Source organism: Kutzneria sp. CA-103260 (assembly GCF_018263855.1).
Lineage (GTDB): Bacteria > Actinomycetota > Actinomycetes > Mycobacteriales > Pseudonocardiaceae > Kutzneria.
The window spans coordinates 1,259,569-1,283,539 of sequence record NZ_CP073318.1 but is presented as its reverse complement, the minus strand read 5'-3'; the positions used below and the strand labels follow the sequence as shown (position 1 = coordinate 1,283,539).

The window sequence follows — 23,971 nt, the reverse complement described above, 5'->3', positions numbered from 1 at the left end:
GGACCATGATCCGTCGCTGGAATCCGTCCTCAGTGGCCGCGCCCGCCGGGCAGTACAGCCATCTGGCCGCCGTGCCGGCCGGGCACGAGCTGGTGTTCGTGTCCGGCCAGCTCGGGCTGCGGCCCGACGGCACGCTGGCCGGTCCGGACGCGGAAAGCCAGACGCGGCAGGTACTGGCCAACATCGAGGAACTGCTCCGGGCCGCCGGCGGCGGCCCGGAGCACGTCGTCAAATTCCTGTCGCTGATCGGCGGCGTCGAGCACCTGGACGGCAGCCGCAAGGCCCGCACGGACATCTTCGCCGAGTGGTACCCGGACGGCGACTTCCCGGCCCACTCGCTGATGGTGGTCGCACAGCTCGCCGCGCCACAGTTCGCCGTTGAGATCGAGGCTGTGGCGGCTATACCTACAAGCCGATGAGGGCCTGAATGCCGAGGCTGCTTGCGGCGACGGCGATCCAGAGCAGGCCGCCGAGCAGCAGCGGGCGGGCCCCGGCCTTGCGCATGTCGGCGAACCGCAGCGACAGGCCGATGCCGGCCAGCGCGGTGGTGATCAGGAACGTGCCCAGGGTGGACAGCGCAGGGTGCCAGCTGTCCGGGATCAGGCCGGCGGTGTCGGTGGCCGCCGCGACCACGAAGCCGATCAGGAACAGCGGCACGATCCGGTGCCAGGGCAGGCGCACCTCGCCGTGGCCGTTGGCGTTGTCGCGGCGGGCCTTGAGCCAGGCCAGCCCGATGACGATCGGGATGATCATCAGGCTGCGGGTCAGCTTCACCACGATCGCGTACGGGCCGGCGTCGGCGCCGTAGGAGTAGGCCGCCGCGACCACCGAGGAGGTGTCGTTCACGGCGGTGCCGGCCCACAGGCCGAAGGCGTGCGGGCTCAGGCCGAGCAGGTGGCCCAGCGGCGGGAAGAGCAGCACCGCGGCGATGTTGAAGGTGAAGATCGTGCCGATGGCGTAGGCGACTTCGGTGTCCTTGGGCTTGATCACGGCCGTGGTGGCGGCGATCGCCGACGCGCCGCAGATGCCCGTGCCGACGCCGATCAGGGTCTTGGTGTCGGAACCGATCTTCAGCCACCGGCCCAGCAGCCACGCTCCGCCCAGGGCCACCGCCAGCGTGCCGAGCATGACCGGCAGCGAGGACACGCCCACGTGCACCACCTGCTGCAGCGACAGGCCGGTGCCCAGCACCACGATCGACAGCTGCAGCACGCCCTTCGACGCCAGCGTGTAGCCCGGCGTCAGGCTGCTCGACCGCAGCGGCTTGATCACCGTCGCCGCGAGCACGCCCAGCACGATCGCGAACACCGGTCCGCCGACCACCGGCACCAGCAGGCCCAGCCCCGTCGCCGCGGCCGCGACCGCCACCGTGATCGCCAGCCCCGGCAGCCGGGTCGCCAGCGGCGTCTGCGGTGCCGCGTGCAGGGTGCGGGCCATGGTTCGCCTCCTAATGTCCGTACATTTACGCTACGATATGTACGGACATTGCACAACCGGTAGCGTTGTCCCCGTGGCGGGGCGCACATTGGACCGGTCCGGGTCGACGCCGCTGTGGCAGCAGCTCCAGCGATCGCTGCTCGACCGGCTCGCCGCCGGCGAGTTCTCCGACCAGTTCCCCGGCGAGCTGGCCCTGGTCGAGGAGTACGACGTCAGCCGCTCCACCGTGCGGCAGGCCCTGCGCCAGCTGCGGGCCGACGGCGTCATCGTCGCTGAGCGGGGCCGCCAGCCCCGGGTCGCGCCCGTGCCCGAGATCCACCAGCCCGTCGGCGCCCTCTACAGCCTCTTCGCCTCCGTCGAGGCCGCCGGCCTCTCCCAGGACTCCGTGGTCCGGGCCCTCGACCTGCGCGCCGACGCCCTCGTGGCCGAACGCCTCGGTCTGGAGGGCTCCGCTCCCCTCGTCTACCTCGAACGCCTTCGCCTCGCCGGCGGCGAGCCCCTGGCCATCGACCGTGTCTGGCTACCCGCCGCCGTCGCCTCCCCCCTGCTCTCCGCCGACTTCCGCCACACCAGCCTCTACGGCGAACTCGCCACCCGCACCGGCATCCGCCTCGACGCCGGCCACGAGGACGTGCACGCCATCGTCCCCAGCCCCTTCGAGGCCGCCCAACTCCACTGCCCTGCCGGCACCGCCCTGTTCGCCATCAACCGCCTCGGCCTCTCCCAGGGCCAGCCCGTCGAATGGCGCCAGACCCTCGTCCGCGGCGACCGCTTCGCCCTCACCGCCGAGTTCACCGCCCAGTTCGGCTACCGCTTCACCCAGCCCCAGACCGGCTGAGTCAGCGCAGCTTGCGGGCGGTCTGGTGGGCGGTGGTGAGTTCGCGCCGGGCCTGAGCGCGCAGGTCGTCGGGCAGGTCTTCGAAGCCGTGGCAGAGGACGACGACGTGCTGGAGACACATCATCAGCAGCGCCAACTGCGGGGCGATCGTCCCCAGTGGGCCGGGAGTTGCGGCGACGGTGGCGCGGAGGACGGCCAGTTCGGCGTCCAGGGCGCGGACGATGTCGCCGATGGGGTACGGGCCGGTGCCGCGGACGGGGTGGGCGGCGAGGAGGGTGGCGATGCGGCCGGCGGACTCGGGGATCATGAGACGGCCGAGCGGAGGGCTTGGGCGGTATGGGACGTGGAGTGGGCGATCAGGTCAGAAGGGGTGCCGGAGAAGAGGATCTGGCCGCCCGCGCTGCCGCCGTCGGGGCCGAGGTCGATGATCCAGTCCGCCCGGGCGATCACCTCCAGGTTGTGCTCGATGACGATCACACTGGCGCCGCGGGCGGAGACGAGGTGGTCGAGCACGCCGACCAGACGGTCCACATCGGACATGTGCAGCCCGGTGGTGGGCTCGTCGAGGACGTAGACGGCGCCGGAGCGGTGCAGGTGGGAGGCGAGCTTGATGCGCTGGCACTCGCCGCCGGACAGGCTGGGCAGCGGCTGCCCGAGGCTGAGGTAGTCCAGGCCCACGTCAATCAGTCCATTGAGGACAGGAGCGACGGAACGGCTGTCACGGAAGAAGTCGGCGGCCTGGGCGACGGTCATGTCCAGCACGTCGCTGATGGACGAGCCCCGGAGCAGATGGCCCAGCACGTCGGGTGAATAGCGCCGTCCCTCGCACGCGCCGCAGACGGAGGTGATGCCCTCCAGGAAGGCGAGATCGGTCACGATCACACCGGCGCCCTCGCACTCGGGACAGGCGCCGGCGGAGTTGGCGCTGAACAGCCCGGCCGGCACACCGTTGGCCTTGGCGAAGGCCTTGCGGATGTGGTCCATGGCCCCGGTGTAGGTGGCGATGCTCGAACGGCGGTTGGCCGTGGGAGCCGACTGGTCGACAACGACGGCATCGGGGTACCGCGAGCAGAAAGCGCCGTACATCAAGGAAGACTTGCCGGAACCGGCCACCCCGGTCACGGCGGTCAGCACGCCGGTGGGGATCTCGACGCTGACGTCACGCAGGTTGTGCAGCGACACGCTCTCCAAGGGCAGCCAGCCGGTGGGCCACCGGACCTGTTCCTTGAGCTCGGGCCGGGCCTTCATGCAGCGGCCGGTCACGGTGCCGGAATCCGCCAGTGCGGCCACGGTTCCGGCGAACACCACCTGCCCGCCGGCGCTGCCGGCGCCGGGGCCGATGTCGACGACGTGGTCGGCGGCGGCGATCACGTCCCGGTCGTGTTCGACCACCAGGACGGTGTTCCCGTTGTCCCGCAACGAGGTCAGCAGCCGAGTCAGCCGGCCGACGTCCCGGGCGTGCAGGCCGATGCTGGGCTCGTCGAACACGTACAGCAGATCGGACAGGGTGCTGGCCAGCTGGCGGACGATCTTGATGCGCTGGGACTCCCCGCCGGACAAGGTGTCGGTAGGCCGGTCCAGCGAGAGGTAGCCGAGACCGATCTCCACGAGATGCCCGACCCGCTGCCGCAGGCTGGTCAGCACGGGGGCCACGGCCGGCAAGTCCAGGCCAGCCAACACCGACAGCAGTTCACCGGCCTCCAAAGAGGACAGTTCGGCGATGTTGTGGCCGTCGATGAGGCAGTCCAGGGCCGCCGCCGACAGCCGGCTGCCGCCACAGTCCGGGCAGACGCCGGACGTGGTGAACCGGGCGACCGCCTGCCGGGTGCGCTCGCTCGCCTCGGCGCTGTCCTTGCGCACGTGCAGCCGCCGGAACTTCACCACCGCACCCTCGTAGCTGGCCTTGATCTTCTGCCCGAGGTTCTCCACCTCGACGGTGCCACCCTCGCCGTACAGCAGATCCTGCCGCTCCGTCGCCGAGAACACCTCGATCGGCCGGTCCGCGCCGAACCGGTTGGCGAAGATCTGCCAGTGCCAGTTGCCGACCTTGAACGTGGGGGCCAGCAGCGCGCCCTCGGCCAGCGACCGCGTCGGGTCGAGGAAGGCGGCCAGGTCGACGTCGGTGACCACGCCCAGCCCCTCGCAGCCGGGACACATGCCGGCCGGCATGTTGAACGAGAACGAGTCGGCCGGGCCGATGTAGGGCTGGCCGGCGCGGGAGAACAGCAGGCGCAGCAACGGAGAGATGTCGGTGATGGTGCCGACGGTGGACCGCGAGCCACCGCCGAGCCGCCGCTGGTCGACCAGCACCACAGCCGGCAGGTGCTCGATCAGGTCGACGTCCGGACGCGACCGGTGGGGCAGGAAGCTCCGCACGAACGCCGGCAGCGTCTCGTGGAACTGCCGCTGTCCCTCGGCCGCCACGGTGTCGAACACCAGCGACGACTTGCCGGAGCCGGACACGCCGGTCACCACGGTGATCACCCGCTTGGGCAGGTCCACGTCCACGCCGGTCAGATTGTGCTCACGGGCGCCCAGCACTCGAACAAATTCCATGGCCTCAAGCGTATCGTTGAACTACCTTGTTGAGGCTTTCCCGATGACCCAGGAGAGACGTGCGCAAAACCCTCAACCGGCCCGTTGACCTGGCCCGGCTTGCCGGCGTCTCCGCGCAGCAGATCCGCAACTACCTGGACGCCGGCGTGCTGCCGCTGGCCGCCCGGTCCGAGGCCGGCTACCGCCAACTCGACGACCAGCACCGCCGGGCGCTGCTGGCCTACCGGGCCCTGGCCGAGGGGCACGGCTGGACCGCCGCCGGGGACATCATGCGCGCCATCCACGCCGACGACCGGACGCAGGCCCTCGCGCTGATCGACGCCGACCACGCCGATCTGCACCGCCAGCGCGAGGCCCTCAAGCTCACCGCCGAGGCGCTGGAGACCGTCGTCGACACCGACCCGCCGGCCCGGGCGGCCATGCAGATTGGCGAACTGGCCGCGCACCTCGGCGTCCGCACGTCCACGCTGCGCGTCTGGGAGGCCGCCGAACTCCTTGCCCCGCAACGGGATCCGGCCACCGGCTACCGCACGTACGGGCCGAAGGAGACCCGCGACGCGCGGATCATCCTGATGCTGCGCCAGGGCATGCACCGCCTCCCCCAGATCCGGCCGATCCTGGACGACCTGCGCCGCACCGGCAGCCGGGACGCGCTGCGGGCGGCAATCGCGCAGCGGCACGGGGAACTGGGCCGCCGGGCCGAGAAGATGCTGGCCGCCGCGGCGCTCCTGCACGCCTACCTGGCCGGCGAATAATTGCCTCGACACGTGCGGTGTGGTGGAGGCACGCCGACAGCCCGAGGAGCGCTGATTGTCTTCCGACGCCGTGCACGTCGACATCCCGCAGGTGCGGCGGCTTGTCGCCGCGCAGTTCCCGGAGTGGGCCGACCTCGCGGTGACGCCGGTGTCGTCCTCCGGGGTCGACAACATCACCTTCCGGCTCGGCGACGACATGCTGATCCGGATGCCGCGGTTCGCCCGCTGGATCGGCCAGGTCACCAGGGAACAGCGGTGGCTTCCGGTGCTGGCCCCGCACGTGCCGCTGGCCGTCCCGGTTCCCCTGGGCAAGGGCCGGCCCGGCGCGGGCTATCCGTTCCCCTGGTCGGTCTATCGGTGGATCGAGGGGGCGAACGCCGAGCTCGCCACTCTGTCCGATCACCGCCAGGCGGCGGTTGACCTGGCCGATTTCCTGTTGGCGCTACGGGAGATCGATGCCTCCGACGGGCCGCCGCCGGAGTGGAGCAACGGTTTCCGCGGGGTCGGCCTGCACGACCAGCGTTCCTCGCCGATCGAGGACTCCTATCTGCGCGGCCGGATCGCCGTGCTGGACGGGTTCTTCGACATCGACGCCGTGCTCGCCGTGTGGCAGGCCGGGCTGGACGCCCCGGCCTGGGACGGGCCGCCGGTCTGGGTGCACGGCGATCCCGTGCCGGCCAACATGCTGGCCCGCGACGGCCGGCTGGCCGCAGTGATCGACTTCGGTACGCTCGCCGTCGGCGATCCCGCGGTCGATCTCATTGCCGCGTGGGGATTCCTGCCGTCCGGGGCGCGGGACGAGTTCCGCAAGCTGCTGGCCGTCGACGACGCCACCTGGGCCCGCGGCCGGGTCTGGGGCCTGACTTCTTTGTTGCCCTCCAGGGCTGATCTCGCCGATCCCGGGCGCGCGGCGCGGGCGCGACGAGGCCTGGAGGAGATCGTGGCGGACCTGTGATCGTGCATCCGGTGATCCGGCGGCGGGCCGAGCAGGAAGGACCCGTCGGCGAGAAGTGGTTGGCGGACCTGGATTCCCTGCTGGCGATCATGGCCGATCGATGGTCGCTGACCGTGGGCGAACAGCTCCACGGCGGCTTCGGGTCGGTGGTGTTCCGGGTTCGGACGCCCGACCGGGACGCCGTGCTCAAGCTGTCGATCCCCGGGCTCGACGTCGCCCGGGAGGCCGCCTCGCTCGGTCACCCCGGCTACGCCCAGCTCTACGCCTGTGACCCGGCGGCCGGCGCTCTGCTGCTGGAATCCCTGGGGCCGTACCTGGAATTGCCGGCCGAGCAGATGGTCGCCGAACTGGGCCGGCTGCTGCGGATCGCCTGGCGGCCCACCGACGAGCCCGCGTTCCCGAAGGCCGACAGCCTCGCCCAGCTGATCACCGACCTGTGGCGGCGCCTCGCCCCGCCCTACCCCGACGCCCTGCGAGATCAGGCCCTGGCCTACGCCGCCAACCGGGCCGTCGACACCTCGCGCAAGGTCGTCGTGCACGGCGATCCCCACTGCGGCAACGCCCTACGAGGTCCGCGCGGCTACGTCTTCGTCGACCCCGAGTGCTTCGCCTGCGATCCCGCGTACGACTGCGGCGTCGTGCTCCGCCAGACCACCGCCGAGGAGTTCCCCGCCCTCTGCCGCCAACTCGCCGAGATCACCGAGCTGCCGTACCGCGCCATCGCCGAGTGGACGTTCATCGAACGCGTCTCCAGCGGCCTCTACCTGCTCAGCCTCGGCGACACCGAACGCGCGCAACTGTTGCTCGACGCGGCACTGGTCAGTGCTGAGCCCGGTACGCCCCCGGGGTGACGCCGAGGCGTTGCACGAACACGCGGCGCAGGGTCTCGTCGCTGCCGAAGCCGCTGCGGGCGGCGGCCGAGGCGACGGTGTGGCCACGGGACAGGAGGTCCTGGGCGGCCTCCAGGCGGACGAGTTCGACGTAGCGGGCCGGCGTGGTGCCGATCTCGTCGTGGAACAGGCGGCTGAGCTGGCGGGCGCTGACGGCGGCCCGGGCGGACATGGTGGCGACGGTCCAGTGCTCGGCGGGGTCGGCGGCGACAGCGTCCAGAAGTGTCCGAAGTGGACTGTCCCGGCCGACATGGGCCCGTGACGGTGCGGAGAACTGGGACTGCCCGCCGGGCCGCTGCATGAAGACGACCATCGCCCGGGCGACCTCGGCGGCGAGGTCGGGGCCATGGTCGTCCTCGACCAGCGACAGGGCCAGGTCGATGCCGGAGCTGACGCCGGCGGAGGTGACGATGTCGCCGTCCCGCACGTACAGGGCGTCCGGCTGGACCAGCACCTTCGGAAACCGCTGGGCGAAGCGGTCGACCTGCCGCCAGTGGGTGGTGGCCCGCCGCCCGTCGAGCAGCCCGATCTCGGCCAGCAGGAACGAGCCGGTGCACACGGAGGTGATCCGGCCGGCCTCGGACACCAACTGCCGCACGGCGTCGACCAGCGGGCCGGTGAACGGGAAGTCGACCATGCCGTAGGCGCCGGGGACGAGCACCGTCCCTTCTGGACTGTCGGCGACGCCGTCCACGCCGAGCGTGGTGCCGCTGGCGGTCCGCACCGGTTGCCCGTCCGGCGACACCACCCGCAGCTCGTAGTCGGCCCCGAGCCGGTTGGCATGGCCGAACACGTCCGACGGGCCGGCGACGTCGATCATCGTCACGCCGTCGAAGGCCAGGATGGTCACGCGATGAGGCACACACCGAATGATGCCAGCATGTTCCGGTACCGCGCCGCGTGCACGGCCAGCTCCGCGTCGCTGACGCCGCGAACGTCGTGCAGGATCAGCGGCGGGGCGAAGGCCATGCCGACCCGGCGCGCGGTGTTCTCCAGGGGCGTCAACAGCGTGGACATCGGGAAGCGGTGGAAACCGCCGTCCCGGTACGCCTCCTCCACGCCGCCGGTCGACGTGACCACCTGCAACGTCTTGCCGGCCAACAGCCCCTTCGGGCCGTCATAGGCGAAGCCTGGCAGCAACACCTCGTCCATCCACTGCTTCAACAGCGAAGGCACCGAATACCACTGAAAGGGGAACTGGAACACGATCTGGTCGTGCTCCCGGACCAACTGCTGCTCCCTCGGCACGTCGAGCGTCCGGTCCGGGTAGGCGGCGTGCAGGTCGTGCAGCGTCACGCCGGGCACGTCCCGCACCGCCTCGGCCAGCGCGGCGTTGATCCGGGACTTGGCCAGGTTCGGGTGGTCCAACAACACCAGTGTCATGCCACTGAAGCTAGGCCCGCGCACGCCCCCGGGGTCCCCGAGATCGGGCCGGGAAACCCACAGATCAGGCGCACTCGATCCACACGTGCGTGACGGCGTGCACTTTACTGAGAACATGGGACCGTTGGACGGAATTGTCGTGGCCGATTTCTCAAGGGTGCTGGCCGGGCCGTACTGCACGATGCTGCTGGCCGATCTGGGCGCGGACGTGATCAAGGTGGAGAGCCCGCACGGCGACGACACCCGGCAGTGGCTGCCGCCGACCGACGCGGACGGCGTCGGCACCTATTACCTGTCGGTCAACCGGAACAAGCGGTCGATCGCCCTGGATTTGGCCGACCCGGCCGACGCCGAGGTGGCGCGGGAACTGGCCAAGCGCGCGGACGTGCTGGTGCACAACCTCCGCCCGGGCGGCATGGCCCGCTTCGGCCTCGGCTACGACGACGTCCAAGCGCTGAATCCGGGCGTGGTCTACTGCTCGATCAGCGGTTTCGGCCCCGACGCCACGCTGCCCGGCTACGACCTGCTGGTGCAGGGGGTGTCCGGGATGATGAGCCTCACCGGCGCCCCGGACGGCCCGCCGTACCGGGCCGGGGTCGCGGTGATCGACGTGATGACCGGCCTACACGCGGCGACCGGCGTCCTGGCCGCCCTGCACCACCGGGACGCCACCGGCCAGGGCCAGCACATCGAGACCAACCTGCTGTCGGCGGCGCTGTCCTCGCTGGTCAATCAGACGTCGGCCTACGTGGCCGGCGGTGTGGTGCCCCACCGGATGGGCAACGAGCACCTCAGCCTCTACCCGTACGAGCCGATGGCCACCGGCGACGGCGAGCTGATCATCGCCGTGGGCAACGACCGCCAGTTCCGGCGGCTGGCCGCCGCCGTCGGCGCGCCCGAACTGGCCGACGACCCCCGGTTCGCGACCATGGCCGTGCGCAACCGGAACCGCGGTGAGCTGCGGCCGCTGCTGCTGGCCCGGCTGGCGGCGAAGCCGGCGCAGGAGTGGTTCCGCGTCCTCGCCGACGCCGACATCCCGTGCGGACCGATCAACGACGTCCGCCAGGGCGTGGATCTGGCCACGGAGCTGGGGCTGGACCCGGTGGTCGACGCCGGCGGCGTGCCGACCGTGCGCAATCCCCTGACGCTGTCGGCCACTCCGCCTCGCTACGACCTCGCGCCGCCCGCGCTGGACGAGCACGGCTCCGAGATCAGGGCGTGGCTTCTGGAGAGCTAGTTGCCGGCCGACACCGGGCAGCCTACGGTTGAGCATTGCCGGTTGAGATCACAGCCGCGTGGAGCTGGGGTGCGCCACGACGAGCGAGGGAGTGCCGGCCATGTCGATCAGACTTGAGCACATCGGATCGGTGGCGGTCGTCCACGTGACCGACGAGGTGGACATGGCCACCGAGGCCCAGCTGCGGGCGACCCTCACCGACGCCGTGTCGGCCGGGCCGGCGGCGCTGGTGCTGGACCTGACCTGCGTGACCTTCTTCGCCTCGGCCGGCCTGCACGTGCTGGTCGACGTCCAGCACGACGCCACGGCCCGCGGCCTGGACATGCTGGTGGCGGCGGACAAGCGGTCGGTGCTGCGGCCGTTGCAGATCACCGGGGTCGACCAGCTGGTCACGGTGGTGGCTTCGGTCGATCAAGCCCTGGCCCACAGCTGACGTGGCTACATTGGCGGAGTGCCCTTCATTCGACGCCGCAGGCGTTACGACGACCGGTACTACGAGCCGCGCCGCTACCGGGGCGGTGGCGGCTCCTCCTGCTGGCGGGACGCCTGCCTGATCGAGAGTGGTTGCTGCATAGCGGAAAGCTGCGACGGCAACTGCCTGATCCTGGGCCTGCTGACCATTCCTCACCTCCTGGTCGCCGTCGGCTCGGCCGTGCCCCGCACGCGAAAGCCGGCAGAGGTGATGATTGCGGCAATTCGGGTGTACCAGCGGGAGATCAGCGCCAAGCGGCCGGCGGTCTGCCGCTTCGAGCCCAGCTGCTCGGAGTACGCGGCGCAGGCATCTCCCGCCACGGCGCGCTGCGCGGGGCCCGGCTGATGATCGGCCGGCTGCTGCGCTGCCGCCCGGGCGGCAAGCGCGGCGCGGACCCGGTTCCCAGCTAGCTCAGGGTTTGGGTGTCTCCAAGACCCCACCCAAGTGGGTTTGTGGGTCTTGGAGACACCCAAACCTCACTCCTCCACGGCGCCGCCGACCCGGCGCAGGTGCTCGCGGAAGGTCAGCGACGGGTTTTCCGCGCGGCGGGCCAGGAAGTCGGCGAAGCCGAGTTGATCCCGCAGCGTCCGGCCCTCGCGCACCAGGTCCGCCTGCCGGCGTTCCTTGTCGCGGATGCCTTCGGCCAGCGTGAGCACGTCGTCGACGTGGGCCAACGGCACAAAGATCACGCCGTCGTCGTCGGCGAACACCACGTCGGAGGAGTCGACGACCCACTCCCCCACCCGCGCCGACGTCAGCGCGTCGGCGGACCGGTCCTCGGGCAGGAGCGGCCCGGTGGGCAGCGCGCCGAGGCTGTACACCGGCAGGCCGATCGCCCGCACGTCGACAGTGTCCCGGTGCAGGCCCCAGATCACCACACCGGTCAGCCCGGCGGTCTGCGCCTCCTGCACGATCAGGTCGCCGACGCAGGCGTGGTCGAGCCGGGCCCCGTTGTCCACCACCAGGACGTCGCCGGCGGCCCCGCCCTCGATCGCCTCCAGGAAGATGTCGACGCTGCCGGCGTGCCGGGCCGGCAGCACCCGCCCGGCGGTCTTGTCGCCGGCCACCAGCGGGTGCAGTCCCAGGCACCGCACCGGAAGCTGGGCGCGCACGCAGGCGTCGGCGATGTGCGCGGTGGTCAGCGTCTCGAACCGCTGGCGAAGAAGATCCATGCGCAGACTCTAAAACGGGGCGGCACGCCGGCGCTTCGCCGGCGTGCCGCCCCTTCGTGCGCTACTTGGTGGCGATGCGCGCGCCCGGCAGAATCAGGTCCGGGTTGACCAGTTGGGTCGGGTTGAGCTCGACCAACCGCTGCCAGCCGCCGTTGACGTCGAGCTTGTCGGCGATGCCGCTGAGTGTGTCGCCGGGCTGGATCGTGTAGTCGCCGGCCGGGTTGTCGGTCGAGGCCGGCTCCGCGTCCCTGGGCGTCGGGGGCAACAGGCCCTTCGCGACGGGTGCGCTGCGGGCCGGAGCGGAATGCCCCGCTGTGGAATGCCCTGCGGCGCCGCCCATGCAGTTCGGCCACGCGCTGGTTCCCCGTGAGCGCACCAGGTTCTCGGCGACCCGGATCTGTTCCTCCCGACTGGCCTGCGCGGCCGAGCCGGTGCCGCCGTTGGCGGCCCAGGTGCCGGGCGAGAACTGGAGGCCGCCGGAGTAGCCGTTGCCGGTGTTGGCCGACCAACGGCCGCCGCTCTCACAGGCGGCCACCCGGTCCCAGTTGATCCCCGAATCGGCCAGGGCGAATCCAGCCATGGGACCGACCGTCAAAACCAGTGCCGCGATTCCGGCTGCGGAACCCACGGCGACACGCCGATTCACTCGACGATGCGACATCGTTGCCTCTCCCACCGCGCCTGGCGCACACGCCCTCCGTCCGACGGTTCCCTTCACGCGACAACGTGACCCGATCCGGTTTCCGGACGGAGCTGGGCGCTCGCCGGATCGGCACCGCTGGGCCGTTTCCGGACCCGGCGCCAACGTAAGCAGGTGAAATCGACGTGAGCAAGGATATCGGCCGGCTATCGTGTCGCGACCAAAACGTGATTCGGCAGGTCGAAACTCAGTTGATCTTCGGTATTCACGGCGACGAATCACCCGAAACGGTGGCGTTGCCGTTTCGGGGCGTGACCTGGCCCACATCCGACCACCCGCATCCGTAAGGGATCCATCACAACCGAACCGGCCCCGGCAGGCGTAGAAAGGTGACGTGGCGAGGACACGGTGGCGCTGGGCGGTGGTGGCCGTGATGGCGGCGGTGCTGGTCGCCGCGCCGCTGGCGCTGGCCGCGCTGCCGGCATCCGCCCGCATGGACCCCGCCGCGCTGCGGGCTCGCATGCTGGCCTCGATCAGCCTGCCGTACCAGGGATACGCCGAAAGCACTGGCTCACTAGGCCTTCCGGACCTGCCCAACCTGTCCGAGGTGACGTCGCTGCTGGGCGGTACCACCCGGCTGCGGTCCTGGTATGTCGACCCGAAGCATTGGCGCGTCGACGAAATCAGCGGCGTCGGCGAGCGCGACACGTATGCCGTGCCGGGCAGTCAATACGTCTGGGACAACGGCCAGAACCAGTACACGCAGGTCGTGGGCGACCAGCCGATCCGACTGCCCCGCGGTGGCGACCTGCTGCCGCCCGACCTGGCCCGCCGCGTGCTGGCCGACGAGGGCAAAGTGGTTGCCCTGCCGGCAGAACGGGTCGCCGGCATCGACGCCGCCGGGCTGCGGGTGACGCCGTCCGATCCGCAGACGGCCATCGGGCATGTCGACGTCTGGGCCGATCCCGACACCGGCCTGCCGCTGCGGGTCGAGGTGACAGCCAAGGGCCAGCCCGCGCCGTTTGTGGTCACCGCTTTCCAGTCCGTGAGCACGCAGCGTCCCGACAACGACGTGATCACGCCGAAACCCTCGCCCGACAGCGGATTCACCGCCACCGGCGCACCGGACGTGGTCGGGGCGCTGGGTCAGTTCCCGCTGCCGCCGACCCTGGCCGGCCGGCAACTCCAGACCGACCGCGTCGGCGGCGGCCGCGGACTCGGCTTCTACGGCGCCGGCCTGGCCGCGTTCGCCGTCGTTCCACTGCCGCGCAACGTCTCCGACGGTGTGGTCAACGCCATCGGCAAGGTCGGCGGCAAGACCGTGACGCTGCCCGGCGGCCAGGGCACACTGCTCACCATCGCCCCGCTTTCCGTGCTGGTGGAGCGGTCCTACCGGCGCTCGTTCCTGATCGCCGGCGTGGTCGACCCCGCGCTGCTCACCCAGGCCGCCGCCGAGCTGTCCACGCTGCCGAGGAGGCGCCCATGATCGTCACCCGCGGGCTGACCAAGCGCTACGGCTCCGTGCTCGCCGTCGATTCCGTGGACCTCAACGTGCGCCCCGGCGACCGCTACGGCTTCCTCGGGCCCAACGGCTCTGGCAAGACCACCTTGGTGCGCATGCTGTTGGGGCTCGTGTACGCCACCAGCGGCTCCATCGAGGTGCTCGACCAGCGCATGCCCCGCAGCGCCGGCGAGGTGCTGCCGCAGATCGGCGCGATGGTCGAGGGGCCGGCCGCCTATCCACACCTTTCCGGGCGCAAGAACCTTTCCCTGCTCGACGCCAGCGGCCCCGGCGGCAGCCGCCGCACTCGGCGTGACCGGGTCGAGGAAGCCCTTACGCAGGTGGGACTTTCCGGGATCGACCGCCGCCCCGTGAAGGCGTATTCGCTGGGCATGCGACAACGCCTGGGGCTGGCCGCCGCCCTGCTGCGCAAACCCCGGCTGCTCATTCTCGACGAGCCCACCAACGGCCTCGACCCCAAGGGAATCCGGGAGATCCGGGACCTGCTCATCGCGCTCAACCAGGCCGGCACCACCGTTTTCCTGTCCAGCCACCTGCTGTCCGAGGTCGAGCAGCTCTGCACCCGGGTCGGCATCGTCGACCGCGGCCGCCTTGTCCTGGAAGAGGAGTTGGCCACGGTCCGGGGCGCCACCGGCCTCATCGAGCTCCGCAGCCCCGACGCCGCCGACGTGGCCTCGATGCTCAACGGCCAGCTGGTCACCCGTGACGGCGAGAACCTCCTGATACGCCACGAAGATCCCGCCGCCCTCAACGCCCAGCTCGTCGCCGCCGGGCTCCGGGTGGCGGCCATCACCGAGCAACGTCGCACCCTGGAGCAGGTGGTCCTGGAGGTGACCGGAGCGGGTTCGGACCGGGTGGACGCCGCCGACCCTGATCGGGCGGAGGCCTCGTGATCACCGTCGAACTGCGCAAGCTGGTGCTGCGGCCCCGGATCTGGGTGAACATCCTGCTGCTGTGCGCGCTGCCGATCATCGTGGGCGTGTTCCTGAAGACGGCGGACTTCGCGCCGCCGCCGGGGCAGGGCGGGGCGTTCCTGTCGGCGGTGCGGGGCAACGGACTGCTGTTCCCGGCGGCGGCGTTGGCCTTGGTGCTGCCCATTTTCCTGCCGTTGTCGGTGGCGGTGGTGGCGGGCGACTCGATCGCCGGGGAGGCCATTGGGGGCACCCTGCGCTACCTGTTGATCCGGCCGGTGGGGCGGACCCGGCTGCTGGTGGCCAAGATCGTCGCACTGGTGGCGTTCGTGTTGCTGGCCATCGCCTGCGTGGTCGTCTCCTCGCTGATCGTCGGCGTCATCCTGTTCGGCACCGGCACGAGCGCCGCCGGCGGGGCGGCCGCGGGCGCGGCCACCTCGCTGTCCGGCGTCTCGCTGACCCACACCCAGCTCACCGTCCGGCTGCTCTACTCCATCGGCTACATCGTCGTGGCCATGATCGGCTTCGGCGCCATCGGCCTCTTCCTGTCCACGCTCACCAGTTCCTCGCTCGGCGCGGCGCTGGGCGCCCTCTCCATCCTGATCACCAGCGCCGTGCTGCAGACCCTCGACGCGGCCGCCGCGGTCCGCCCCTACCTGCCGACCAACTACTGGCTCTCCTGGGTGGATTTCTTCCGCGACCCCATATTCTGGGACTCCATCGACAAGGGCCTGCTGTTACAGGCCGGCTATGTCGCGGTCTTCTTCGGCGCCGCCTGGGCCAACCTCGCCACCAAGGACGTGACATCGTAGTCCCGCTTTTCCGGGACTGGTCCCGGAGTCACCGGCCGTTCGGGTGATGCGATCACCATCCCCGTGTCCTTTTCGGCGAATCGGCGTTACATGGAAACACCAGCGATTCCACGACGCCGCCGATTTCCCGCCGGGAGGGAACTGTGCCCGATGAAAGACGGCTGCCACCGGCCACCGCGCTGGCCGCGCGACTGCTGTGGCACCGCGACGTCCGCGGCCCTCGCCGCCGGCAGCCGATCGTGGTGTTGCTCGGCCCGACCGGGGCCGGCAAGAGCTGGACGCTGCGTTCCATCTCGGACAGCTGCGGCCTCGACGTGGTGCACGCCGGCTACGACTTCCAGCGCGCCACCCCCACCGACACCATGGAAGTGCTGGCACAGCTGGCGTTCGACCTGAGCCGCAAGTGGTCGCAGCGCGGCCGGCCGCGGTTCGCCCGACTGGCGGCCGGGCTGATCGCCGTGCAGACTCCGCTGGCCGGCCTGGACCACCGGCGGGCCAAGGACAAGCTTCGGGCGGAGTTCGCCAAGTACACCAGCCGCCAGCGACCGTCGTGGATCGCCGACGCGCTGAGCACCCTCGTCGACGCCGCGGTGGACGCGCGTATCCTCGACACCACCGTCGGGGCGCTGCTCAAGCGCGGCCTGCCCGAGCTGGTGCAGGCCGCCGGCCGGGAGTCATTACGGCGCGCGATCCGTTGGCACGGCGACCATCCGGACCCGCGCGCCGACGACCCGTACGACGCGCTGCTCGACCTGAACCGGCTGCCCGCCGCCGGCCGGGACGTCTGGCTGCTGGCCGCGTTCCTCGCCGACACGCGGGAGAGCCAGGCTCGGCTGGCCAAGGCCGACATGGGCAGCGAATGCCGTTGCGGGCAGCCGAAACGGCCCCGACACTGGCACAACTGGTTGCTGCTGCTGGACAACACCGACCATCCCGACGGCGAACGGTTCCTGCGTGACCTGACCGCGGCCCGCGAGCGGGCGCTCGGACACGACCCGACCGCGCACGACCCGCTGCTCGTGATGGCGACCAGCGGGCGGTGGAATTCCGGCTGGGAGCCGGAATGGCGCCCGCCGTGGCTGTCCCCGGCGGCCGGCCGGCCGCCGGCGCGGACGGTGCGGCGGTGTCGGGACGCCGGCTACCACGACTGGGCCGGCTCGCACCCGTACTACCCGGTGCTGCTGGAGCCGCTCACCCTACGCGAGACCGCGCATATCATTGGGGTGCAGGAGGATTCCACCGCGGCCCTGCTCGCCCGACGGGCCACCGGCGGGTTGCCGGCGGCGGTGGAGAGCATTCGGCCGCTGCTGGAGAAGACGACGCTGACGCCCGGCGCCCGGGATGTGCTCGGGCCGGCCGACAATCCGTGGCAGCGCCGTCTCACCGATCTCGGCCTGGCCAAGCACGCGCCCGACCTCGGCATCGAGGAGTTCGTCAGCGCCGCCCCGTTCGCCACCGCGCCGTGGCTGCTGCCGCGGACGTCCATGCGGGTCAACCACCGCAATGTCGGGCGGATCCTGACCGAGCTGCGCACCGCGCTGTGGGCGATGGAACGGCGGGACGGCAGCGCCACCGCTGATCCGGCCGTGCTGCACCCGTGGATCGCCGGCAATCTCGTGCTGGCGCTCACCCATCGCGAGCCGGATCCCGGGCTTCCCTCGTATGAAGAGCAGTTCACCGTGCTGCTCAACGACTTCGGCACCGACCGGGCTCGCCGCGCCTACTGCCACCTGGCGCTGGGCGACGTCGCCGCCGTGGTGGACGACTTCGTGGAGACATTCGAGACGGAGGACGAGGAGCCGCACCAGGCGTGGGTGGACCGGCTGGAGATGGTCTGCCGCGCGCCGGACGCGCTGCCGTTGGACAGCACCGTGAAACAGCTGTTCACCAAGCTGGTCAAGGAGGCTGGCCAGGGCCGGGACTGGGATGTGGTGCGCAACGTGGTGAGCCGGCTGGTGGTGGCGAACTGGTTGTCCACCACCATGTTCACCGTGCCGCCGGACGAGCGGGAGATCGTCGAGCACGCCTACCGCCACGAACTGCCGCCCCATTCGCGCAAGCCCGACACTTCCGCGCTGCACAACGCCGGCAGCCGGGCCTCGGACCCGTTGATGGAGCGCGGAGTCATGGCGGCGACCGCGCCACGCCTGCTGACGCCGCGCACCCGCCTGCGCCGATACCTGCCGCCCGTGGCCGTCGGCGCCGCCGCCGTGCTGGTGGCCGCCCTGACCTACTTCGCCCCGTGGCGGACCTGCGGCCGCGGCCTGACCGATGGCGCCGAGCCCTCGGTGTGCGTCGGGCTGAACCGCGACGGCGCCGCCTTCCGAAGCGACGATCCGCTGGCCGCGCTGGAACGGCAGGTGTACGCGGCCAATCCGCCGCGGTCCGCGCCGTACGCGACGATCGTCCTGCTGGACGACATGACTCCCGATCCGCAGTCGGACAGTGAGGGGCTGCACGAGACCACGCATGACATCGAGGGCGTGCAGACCGCCGTGTGGCGGGCCGACCACACCTCCGCCGCCGGCGGCACCACGCCGCCGATCCGGTTGCTGCTGGCCAATTTCGGCCCCGCCGCGGAGAGCCAGCAGGCCGCGGTGGACGCGATCAAGGCGGCGCAGGCCGAAGAGCACATCGTCGCGGTCGTCGGTCTCGCCGAGAGCCGCATCGCCACCCGGTCCGCGGCCAGCCAGCTGTCCGCGGCCGGCATCGCGACCATCGGGCCCAGCGAGACCGCGGACAGCATGAACCTGGCCCCGGACGGGCGAAGGATCGAGAACTTCTTCCGGATCGCGCCCACCAACACCCAGGAGGTGCGGGCCGCCGCGAACAGCTTCGACCGGCCGGACCGGAAGATCCTGCTCGTCGCCGACGACGATCCCGACGACAGCTACACCATGACGCTGGCGCAGGCGTTCGTCGCCACCGTGCACCGGCAGTACTTCAGCGAGCGGTACAAGTTCCCGGCCGGGACCACCGGCTCCCGCGCCGACTACGTGCAGCAGCAGTTCGCCGACATGCACGGCGACATCTGCGCCGACCACCCCGACGTCGTCTACTTCGCCGGCCGCGGCACCGACCTCAAGTCCTTCCTGGCCACGCTGGCCGACGCCGGCTCGTGCGGACTCGGCCCGATCGACGTGTACACCGGCGACGACGCCGCCAACATCGTCGGCGACACCGACCTCCGGCTGCCGGCCAACGGCTCCGTCCGGCTCTTCTACACCGCGCTCGCCACCCGTGACGAGTGGCGCGGCTCCCCTTACGCCGCCGAGACCAGCAACTACGCCGAGTTCGACAAGGCCTTCGCCGCCAACGGCTTCGCCGAGGCGGATCTCACCGACGGCTTCGCCATCATGGCGCACGACGCCGCGCTGACCGCCGCCACCGCGATACGCCGGGCCAGCGACGTGCGCTCGGTCAACTCCATCGCCCCGTTCGTGTTGGGGCTGCACTGCCAGAACGCGGTGCCCGGCGCCAGCGGCTACCTCGCGTTCCACGACGGCAATCCGGTCGACAAGGTGATGCCGATCATGCAGATCGGGCCCGACGGCTCCACCACCCTGAACACCCTGGTCTGGTCCGACGGCCACCCCTTCAGCGCCGAGTCCACCTGCTGACCCGGGCGGCGTGCGAGGCGCCGCCCGGGCCGCGCGGTCAGCCGGCGAGGTCGCGGACGAAAACGTTGTAGCTGTAACCGAAATCGGGCATGCCGGGGGCGAAGTTCTTGGCCACCGACTCGAAGGCGAGGTGCTGGCCGTCGGCCGAGATCGACGGCTCGCCGGAGCCGCCGTCGCCGTGGGTCCCGTCGGTGGCGACGCTGACCAGGGCGGTGGTGACGGTGGCGCGGTCCCAGAGGAAGACGTCCCACGCGTAGTTGACATCGTTGGGCACCAGGTTGTCCGCGCCGGACTCGTAGGCGATGTACCGGCCGTCGGCCGAGATGGTCGGGTAGACGTTGGGCGAGGTGCCGTGACTGAGCTGGCGGCCGGCCGGGTCGAGGTCGATCCGGGTGGTGGTGGACGCCTGCCGGTCGAACAGGAAGATGTCGCTCTCGTCGTTGGTGTCGCCGGGCACGAGGTTCGAGGCGTACGAGTTGTAGACGACGTAGCGGCCGTCGGCCGAGATCCGGGCGAACCGGCTGACGCTGTCGCCCTGCTGGCCGTCGGCGTTGACGCTGACCCGATCGGTGCGGGAGGTCAGGAAGTCGTGCACGAACACGTCGCCGGCGTGGTTGGTGTCCCCGGGGACCAGGTTGTCGGCGTCGGAGGCGAACGAGACGTAGCGGCCGTCCGCGGAGATGGCCGGTTGCCAGCTCAAACCGTTGGCCTGCGTGCCGTTCGAGTCGACGCTGACCCGCGTGGTGGTGTTCCACTGCCGGCTGTACTCGAAGATGTCGTGCGTGCCGTTCGTGTCGTCGGCGACGAGGTTGCTCGCGGCGGAGTAGTACGCGACGAACAATCCGTCGGCCGAGATCACCGGGGTGTAGCTGTCGGAGTTGGCCTGGTCGCCCACCGAGCCGGTGGTGAGCCGGCTGGTCGCGCCGGTCCGCATGTCGTGCAGGAAGATGTCGGACCGCCGGTTGGTGTCGCCCGGCACCAGGTTCGAGGCGTACGAGCTGAACACCACGAACCGGCCGTCGGCGGAGATCGACGGCTCGCCGCTGCCGCCGGCCGGGGTAGTGCCGTCGGCGGCCACGCTGACCAGGGTTGTCGCGGCCGAGTCGGCGTGGGCGAGGCCGGCCGGCGTCAGCGCCACCACTGCCAGCACCGTAACGATACGTCTCATTGCTCCAGCTTGTCGGGATTGATGACCGCCGAGCATCGGGACATTCCCTACGAAACACCCTCCCTAGGACATTCGGCCGGTGCGCTGAGCGTCGCCTGGCCGAGGCTGGCCAGGACCAGGGCGATCACCCGGGAATCGGTCGGCAGCTGCTCGTGCGACACCCGCACACCGGGGCAGAGTTGTTGCAGCGGCAGGTTGATCGCCCCGGGCAGGCGGGCGGTGTCGGGCGGGGTGACGGTCTGGTCGTCCTCGGTCCAGATCGACAGCCACGGCAGCCCGGCCGCGCCGCCGATGGGCGCGAGGATCGGGCTGCCGGGCGCCAGCTGCTGACAGGCGGTGGGGCAGGCGCCGGGGGCGAGCGCGTTGCCGGCGGCGGCAAGTTGCGTGCCGTGCAACGGAGAACCGAGAGTGATCACCCGCCGGGCCTTCTTGGCTCCGGCGTCGTCGGCCACCCACAGCCGCGCGACAACGCCCCCGGCCGAGTAACCGACGATGTCCACCGACGGGCTGCCCGCTCGCAACGCGTCGTTGACAGCCTTGTCCAGCACGGAAACCTGTTGGAGCAAGTCACCGGTGCCGTCGCCAGGTAGCGTCAGGACCTCCGCCTGCCGGCCGTCGGCGTGGATGCGGTCGGCCAGAGGTTGCAGGGAGTCGCGGTCGCCCCCGAAACCCGGCACCAGAATCACGGTCCCCGGCTGATCAGTGCGGACGGCCGTGGCCGGACCAGGAAGCAGCTGGATCGCGACCACCACCCCGATCGCCACAACAACCGCCGCGACCAGCGCGAATAACAATCGCCGCCGGGGACTCAGGGCTCGCCAACTCACACTTCATCATCCGTGCGGACGGGAATGCCGGCAACCGACCGTCATCCCTGCGCGAGCAATGCCAGCAGCTGCCCGTGCAGGCCGGCCGGCGCGGCCAGGAACGACCGGTCCCCCACCTTCCAGTCCTGCCCGTCCAGATTCGTCACCAGCGCCCCAGCCTCACGGGCCAGCAGCGCGCCGGGGAGCAGGTTGGCCTCATCGAGGCCGAACTCCCAGAAGGCGTCGATACGACCGGCGGCGGTGTCGGCGAGCTGCCAGGTGGTAGGGCCGAGGTTTCGGACAGCGCCGACATGAGGGAGCACGGCCGACAGGGAGCGGCCGGCGGCGGCGATGGCGACGGGCTCGTCGGCGACGGTGGGCGGCTGGCTGGTGGCGACCAGGCAGACGGACAGGTCGGTCTTGGTGGAGGGCGTGATCGGCGAGCCGTTGCGGAAGGCGCCGCGGCTGCGTTCGGCGGCGTAGGTCGCACCCAGCACCAAGGAATGCAGCACGGTGGCGACGGGCTCGCGGTCCCGGACGAGGGTGACGCTGACGCACCACTGGGGCAGCCCCTGCAAGAGCTGCACGGCACCGTCAACGGTGTCGACGATCCAGACTTCGCCGCGTTCCGGCACTTCGGTGCGCATCTCGGCCGCCCACGGCACGCCTGGGCGCAACGCATCCAGGTGCTCGGCGAGCAGGGCGGAGGACTGCTTGTCGAGCTCGCCGAAGAGGGCGGCGAACTCGGGCATCGAGTCGGGCTTGACCGACGGCACGGGCCAGGCGGCGACGAAGGTGGCGACGGCCTCGGCGGCCTCGGTGAGCTGGGGCAGGAGTTCCATGCCCCCAACTCTCGCCCCGAGTGAGCGCCGGACGTTGTCGCTGGAGCCAAATCTGAGCGAAACTGGACTCCGTGACGTCAGATGTGGCGACTGAGGTCCTGGACAACCGTGATCTACGGCTGATCGCGGCGTTGCAGTGCGACGGGCGACTGGCCGCGGAGCGGGCGGGCGAGGTGCTGGGCATCAGCACCCGACTGGTCCGCCGGCGCTGGGCGACGCTGCTCGGCGCGGGCACGATCCGGGTGACGACGGTCCGCGAGCGCCCGGCCGACCTGGTCGGGGTGCTGCTGCGCATCAAGGTGTTGCGGGGCAAGGTGGACGCCGTCGCCGCGGCCCTCGCGGCCCGCGACGATGTCCCCTTCATCGACCTCACCGCCGCCGGCGACGAGATCAGCGCGGTCATGCTCACCCGGGCCGGCGTCCGCGGCGGCCTGCTGTACAACCAACTTCCGGCGACGTCGGCGGTCACGTCGGTGGAGGCGAAGACCGTGCTGCACGTGTTCTCGGAGGCCACCGACTGGCGGCTCGACGTGCTCACCCCCGACGAACGCGCCGCCCTGACAACGAACCCGTCCAGTAAATCCGCAGTGGACACAACAGACGAGTCCATTATGGACGCCCTTGACGACGACGCCCGAGCCCCGGCGGCTGCCGTGGCGGCGCAGACCGGCCTGCCGGAGTCGACCGTGCGCCGCCGGATCGCCACCCTCACCCAGAACGGCGCGCTGCGCACCCAGGTCCTGTTCGATCCCCGCCGCGCCGGACTAATGGTCGACGCCAACCTGTGGATCCAGGTCAAACCGTCCCGTTTGGACGAAGTCGGCCGAACCCTGGCCGCACATCCGGCCGCGCACGGCACGGTCGCCACCACCGGCCAGGCCAACCTCCAGGTTGCGGTGTGGGTGCGAGACCTGGGCGAGCTGTACCGGCTGGTCACCCAGGACCTCGGCGCGCTCAGGGTGACGTCGGTCGACACGGTGCTGGTGGGTCGGGCGGTGAAGCGGCCTGAATCGGCGCGGGGCCCGAAAAAGATCACACTGCCAAACCGGCCACGGCCGCTTCCGTCTCCTCAGTGATCAGGTCCATGTTGATCGCCCCGGCGGCCCGCACCCCGGCGGCCGCCGCGCCGATCAACTGCTCCGCCTGGTTGGTCACGTTGCCGGCCACCCACACGCCGGGAATCTCCGTCGCCTCGCCGTCGGCCGGAACATAGGTGCCGGCCACGTTCTCGGCGGTGTCGAGACCAAGCGCGGCCAGCACCTCAGCGTTGGAACGGACCTTCGCCGCGACGACAAAGGCCTGGTGGTCCAGGTCGTCCAGGCTGCTGATCTTGCCCGCCACGACCCGGATCCCGCGGGCATCGAACTGGCGCCGCTGCACGTCGTCGAGCTCGACGACATCGTTGGGATAGAAGGTGATGTCGGCGCTCCACTGCCGCCACATCAGGGCCTGGCGCACGGACATCTCAGTGCAGCCGATCACGCCGATGCTCTGGTCCCGCACCTCCCAGCCGTGGCAGTACGGGCAGTGCAGCACGTCGACACCCCACCGCTCGGCCACGCCGGCGATGTCCGGCAGTTCATCGGTCAGGCCGGTGGCGACCAGCAGCCGCCGACCATCCACAGTGGATCCGTCAGCCAGCTGGACGGTGAATCCGGTGGCGGTCCTGGCCGCCTTCACGGCCTCGCCAGTGCGGATCTCGCCGCCGTAGCCCTCGACCTCGGCACGGCCAATGCGCAGCAGCTCCAACGGGTTCACGCCCTCGCGGCCCAGGTAGTTGTGGGCGTGCCCGGCCGGGGCGTTGCGCGGCCGGCCGGCGTCGATGACCAGCACCGACCGGCGGGCCCGGCTCAGCGTCAGGGCCCCGCTCAGTCCGGCGGCTCCGCCGCCGATCACGATCACGTCGTAGCTATCGTTCATATGACGATGATGCGGACCGCCGAGAGCAACCGGCA

General features: G+C 71.0%; 24 protein-coding genes. 13 read left to right on the top strand and 11 right to left on the bottom strand.

The annotated features are described in order from the left end of the window. Positions 1 to 5: 5 nt before the first annotated feature. Positions 6 to 419 (top strand): RidA family protein, encoded by a 414-nt coding sequence (locus JJ691_RS05645; RefSeq protein WP_211767729.1) that lies wholly within the window; start codon positions 6 to 8, stop codon positions 417 to 419. Here JJ691_RS05645 and JJ691_RS05640 read toward each other — a convergent pair. Continuing rightward, positions 406 to 1,437, bottom strand: coding sequence for a YeiH family protein (locus tag JJ691_RS05640; RefSeq protein WP_211767728.1), 1,032 nt, complete (start codon positions 1,435 to 1,437; stop codon positions 406 to 408). The two genes, JJ691_RS05645 and JJ691_RS05640, sit on opposite strands and share 14 nt — an antisense overlap. A gap of 73 nt (positions 1,438 to 1,510) precedes the next feature. Between JJ691_RS05640 and JJ691_RS05635 the strand changes: the two genes are divergently transcribed. Further along, on the top strand, positions 1,511 to 2,275 hold the full coding sequence (locus JJ691_RS05635) for a GntR family transcriptional regulator (RefSeq protein WP_211767727.1): 765 nt from the start codon (positions 1,511 to 1,513) through the stop codon (positions 2,273 to 2,275). A 1-nt stretch (position 2,276) separates the two neighbouring features. Here JJ691_RS05635 and JJ691_RS05630 read toward each other — a convergent pair whose 3' ends face one another. Both JJ691_RS05630 and JJ691_RS05625 read right to left on the bottom strand, forming a co-directional pair. Beyond that, positions 2,277 to 2,582 (bottom strand): hypothetical protein, encoded by a 306-nt coding sequence (locus JJ691_RS05630; protein ID WP_211767726.1) that lies wholly within the window; start codon positions 2,580 to 2,582, stop codon positions 2,277 to 2,279. After that, positions 2,579 to 4,831, bottom strand: a complete 2,253-nt coding sequence (locus JJ691_RS05625; protein ID WP_211767725.1) for an ATP-binding cassette domain-containing protein — start codon at positions 4,829 to 4,831, stop codon at positions 2,579 to 2,581. The genes JJ691_RS05630 and JJ691_RS05625 overlap by 4 nt, the downstream gene beginning before the upstream one ends. Before the next feature lie 59 nt (positions 4,832 to 4,890). Here JJ691_RS05625 and JJ691_RS05620 point away from each other — a divergent pair, with 59 nt between their 5' ends. The 3 genes from JJ691_RS05620 to JJ691_RS05610 are packed head-to-tail and all read left to right on the top strand — an operon-like array spanning position 4,891 to position 7,392. Then, positions 4,891 to 5,586 carry a MerR family transcriptional regulator gene (locus JJ691_RS05620; protein ID WP_211767724.1) on the top strand — a complete coding sequence of 232 codons (696 nt, stop codon included), beginning with the start codon at positions 4,891 to 4,893 and terminating at the stop codon, positions 5,584 to 5,586. 55 nt (positions 5,587 to 5,641) lie between these two features. Continuing rightward, positions 5,642 to 6,541, top strand: a complete 900-nt coding sequence (locus JJ691_RS05615; RefSeq protein WP_211767723.1) for an aminoglycoside phosphotransferase family protein — start codon at positions 5,642 to 5,644, stop codon at positions 6,539 to 6,541. Continuing rightward, positions 6,538 to 7,392 (top strand): aminoglycoside phosphotransferase family protein, encoded by an 855-nt coding sequence (locus JJ691_RS05610; protein ID WP_211767722.1) that lies wholly within the window; start codon positions 6,538 to 6,540, stop codon positions 7,390 to 7,392. Before JJ691_RS05615 ends, JJ691_RS05610 begins: the two co-directional genes overlap by 4 nt. On the opposite strand, the gene JJ691_RS05605 is transcribed toward JJ691_RS05610, so the two are convergent. Beyond that, positions 7,361 to 8,293, bottom strand: coding sequence for a GlxA family transcriptional regulator (locus tag JJ691_RS05605; protein WP_249227708.1), 933 nt, complete (start codon positions 8,291 to 8,293; stop codon positions 7,361 to 7,363). The two genes, JJ691_RS05610 and JJ691_RS05605, sit on opposite strands and share 32 nt — an antisense overlap. After that, positions 8,278 to 8,814, bottom strand: a complete 537-nt coding sequence (locus JJ691_RS05600) for an NAD(P)H-dependent oxidoreductase (protein WP_211767721.1) — start codon at positions 8,812 to 8,814, stop codon at positions 8,278 to 8,280. Before JJ691_RS05600 ends, JJ691_RS05605 begins: the two co-directional genes overlap by 16 nt. 115 nt (positions 8,815 to 8,929) lie before the next feature. On the opposite strand from JJ691_RS05600, the gene JJ691_RS05595 reads away from it, so the two are divergent. The 3 genes from JJ691_RS05595 to yidD all read left to right on the top strand — a co-directional run bounded on the left by JJ691_RS05595 (position 8,930) and on the right by yidD (position 10,868). Then, entirely contained in the window at positions 8,930 to 10,051 is a 1,122-nt protein-coding gene (locus JJ691_RS05595; RefSeq protein ID WP_211767720.1) for a CaiB/BaiF CoA transferase family protein, read from the top strand. A gap of 100 nt (positions 10,052 to 10,151) precedes the next feature. After that, on the top strand, positions 10,152 to 10,484 hold the full coding sequence (locus tag JJ691_RS05590) for an STAS domain-containing protein (protein ID WP_211767719.1): 333 nt from the start codon (positions 10,152 to 10,154) through the stop codon (positions 10,482 to 10,484). Between the two features lie 18 nt (positions 10,485 to 10,502). After that, positions 10,503 to 10,868: a membrane protein insertion efficiency factor YidD gene (gene yidD, locus JJ691_RS53225; RefSeq protein ID WP_331474362.1), complete on the top strand. Its 366-nt coding sequence runs from the start codon at positions 10,503 to 10,505 to the stop codon at positions 10,866 to 10,868. Positions 10,869 to 10,999: 131 nt separating this feature from the next. On the opposite strand, the gene JJ691_RS05580 is transcribed toward yidD, so the two are convergent. Both JJ691_RS05580 and JJ691_RS53035 read right to left on the bottom strand, forming a co-directional pair. Further along, positions 11,000 to 11,695 (bottom strand): RraA family protein, encoded by a 696-nt coding sequence (locus tag JJ691_RS05580; RefSeq protein ID WP_211767718.1) that lies wholly within the window; start codon positions 11,693 to 11,695, stop codon positions 11,000 to 11,002. A gap of 61 nt (positions 11,696 to 11,756) precedes the next feature. Next, positions 11,757 to 12,275, bottom strand: coding sequence for a LysM peptidoglycan-binding domain-containing protein (locus JJ691_RS53035; RefSeq protein ID WP_305874570.1), 519 nt, complete (start codon positions 12,273 to 12,275; stop codon positions 11,757 to 11,759). A gap of 454 nt (positions 12,276 to 12,729) precedes the next feature. Here JJ691_RS53035 and JJ691_RS05570 point away from each other — a divergent pair, with 454 nt between their 5' ends. From JJ691_RS05570 to JJ691_RS05555, 4 genes are all read left to right on the top strand, one after another. Then, positions 12,730 to 13,821 (top strand): hypothetical protein, encoded by a 1,092-nt coding sequence (locus tag JJ691_RS05570; RefSeq protein ID WP_249227707.1) that lies wholly within the window; start codon positions 12,730 to 12,732, stop codon positions 13,819 to 13,821. Further along, complete coding sequence (locus tag JJ691_RS05565; RefSeq protein WP_211767716.1) at positions 13,818 to 14,750, top strand: ABC transporter ATP-binding protein; 933 nt, start codon at positions 13,818 to 13,820, stop codon at positions 14,748 to 14,750. The genes JJ691_RS05570 and JJ691_RS05565 overlap by 4 nt, the downstream gene beginning before the upstream one ends. Next, positions 14,747 to 15,580 carry an ABC transporter permease gene (locus JJ691_RS05560; RefSeq protein WP_211767715.1) on the top strand — a complete coding sequence of 278 codons (834 nt, stop codon included), beginning with the start codon at positions 14,747 to 14,749 and terminating at the stop codon, positions 15,578 to 15,580. Before JJ691_RS05565 ends, JJ691_RS05560 begins: the two co-directional genes overlap by 4 nt. A 143-nt stretch (positions 15,581 to 15,723) precedes the next feature. Then, entirely contained in the window at positions 15,724 to 19,200 is a 3,477-nt protein-coding gene (locus JJ691_RS05555; RefSeq protein WP_211767714.1) for an ABC transporter substrate-binding protein, read from the top strand. A 37-nt stretch (positions 19,201 to 19,237) separates the two neighbouring features. Here JJ691_RS05555 and JJ691_RS05550 read toward each other — a convergent pair whose 3' ends face one another. The 3 genes from JJ691_RS05550 to JJ691_RS05540 form a co-directional block, all read right to left on the bottom strand. After that, positions 19,238 to 20,368 (bottom strand): TolB family protein, encoded by a 1,131-nt coding sequence (locus JJ691_RS05550; RefSeq protein WP_211767713.1) that lies wholly within the window; start codon positions 20,366 to 20,368, stop codon positions 19,238 to 19,240. Positions 20,369 to 20,415: 47 nt separating this feature from the next. Further along, the gene (locus tag JJ691_RS05545) at positions 20,416 to 21,045 is read right to left on the bottom strand and encodes an esterase/lipase family protein (RefSeq protein WP_249227706.1); all 630 of its coding nucleotides are present in this window, start codon (positions 21,043 to 21,045) and stop codon (positions 20,416 to 20,418) included. Positions 21,046 to 21,236: 191 nt separating this feature from the next. Continuing rightward, positions 21,237 to 22,016 carry an inositol monophosphatase family protein gene (locus tag JJ691_RS05540; protein ID WP_249227705.1) on the bottom strand — a complete coding sequence of 260 codons (780 nt, stop codon included), beginning with the start codon at positions 22,014 to 22,016 and terminating at the stop codon, positions 21,237 to 21,239. A gap of 71 nt (positions 22,017 to 22,087) precedes the next feature. Here JJ691_RS05540 and JJ691_RS05535 point away from each other — a divergent pair, with 71 nt between their 5' ends. After that, positions 22,088 to 23,092 (top strand): Lrp/AsnC family transcriptional regulator, encoded by a 1,005-nt coding sequence (locus JJ691_RS05535; RefSeq protein ID WP_249227704.1) that lies wholly within the window; start codon positions 22,088 to 22,090, stop codon positions 23,090 to 23,092. On the opposite strand, the gene JJ691_RS05530 is transcribed toward JJ691_RS05535, so the two are convergent. Further along, the gene (locus JJ691_RS05530) at positions 23,049 to 23,936 is read right to left on the bottom strand and encodes an NAD(P)/FAD-dependent oxidoreductase (protein ID WP_211767712.1); all 888 of its coding nucleotides are present in this window, start codon (positions 23,934 to 23,936) and stop codon (positions 23,049 to 23,051) included. The genes JJ691_RS05535 and JJ691_RS05530 overlap by 44 nt on opposite strands. Between the last annotated feature and the right edge of the window lie 35 nt (positions 23,937 to 23,971).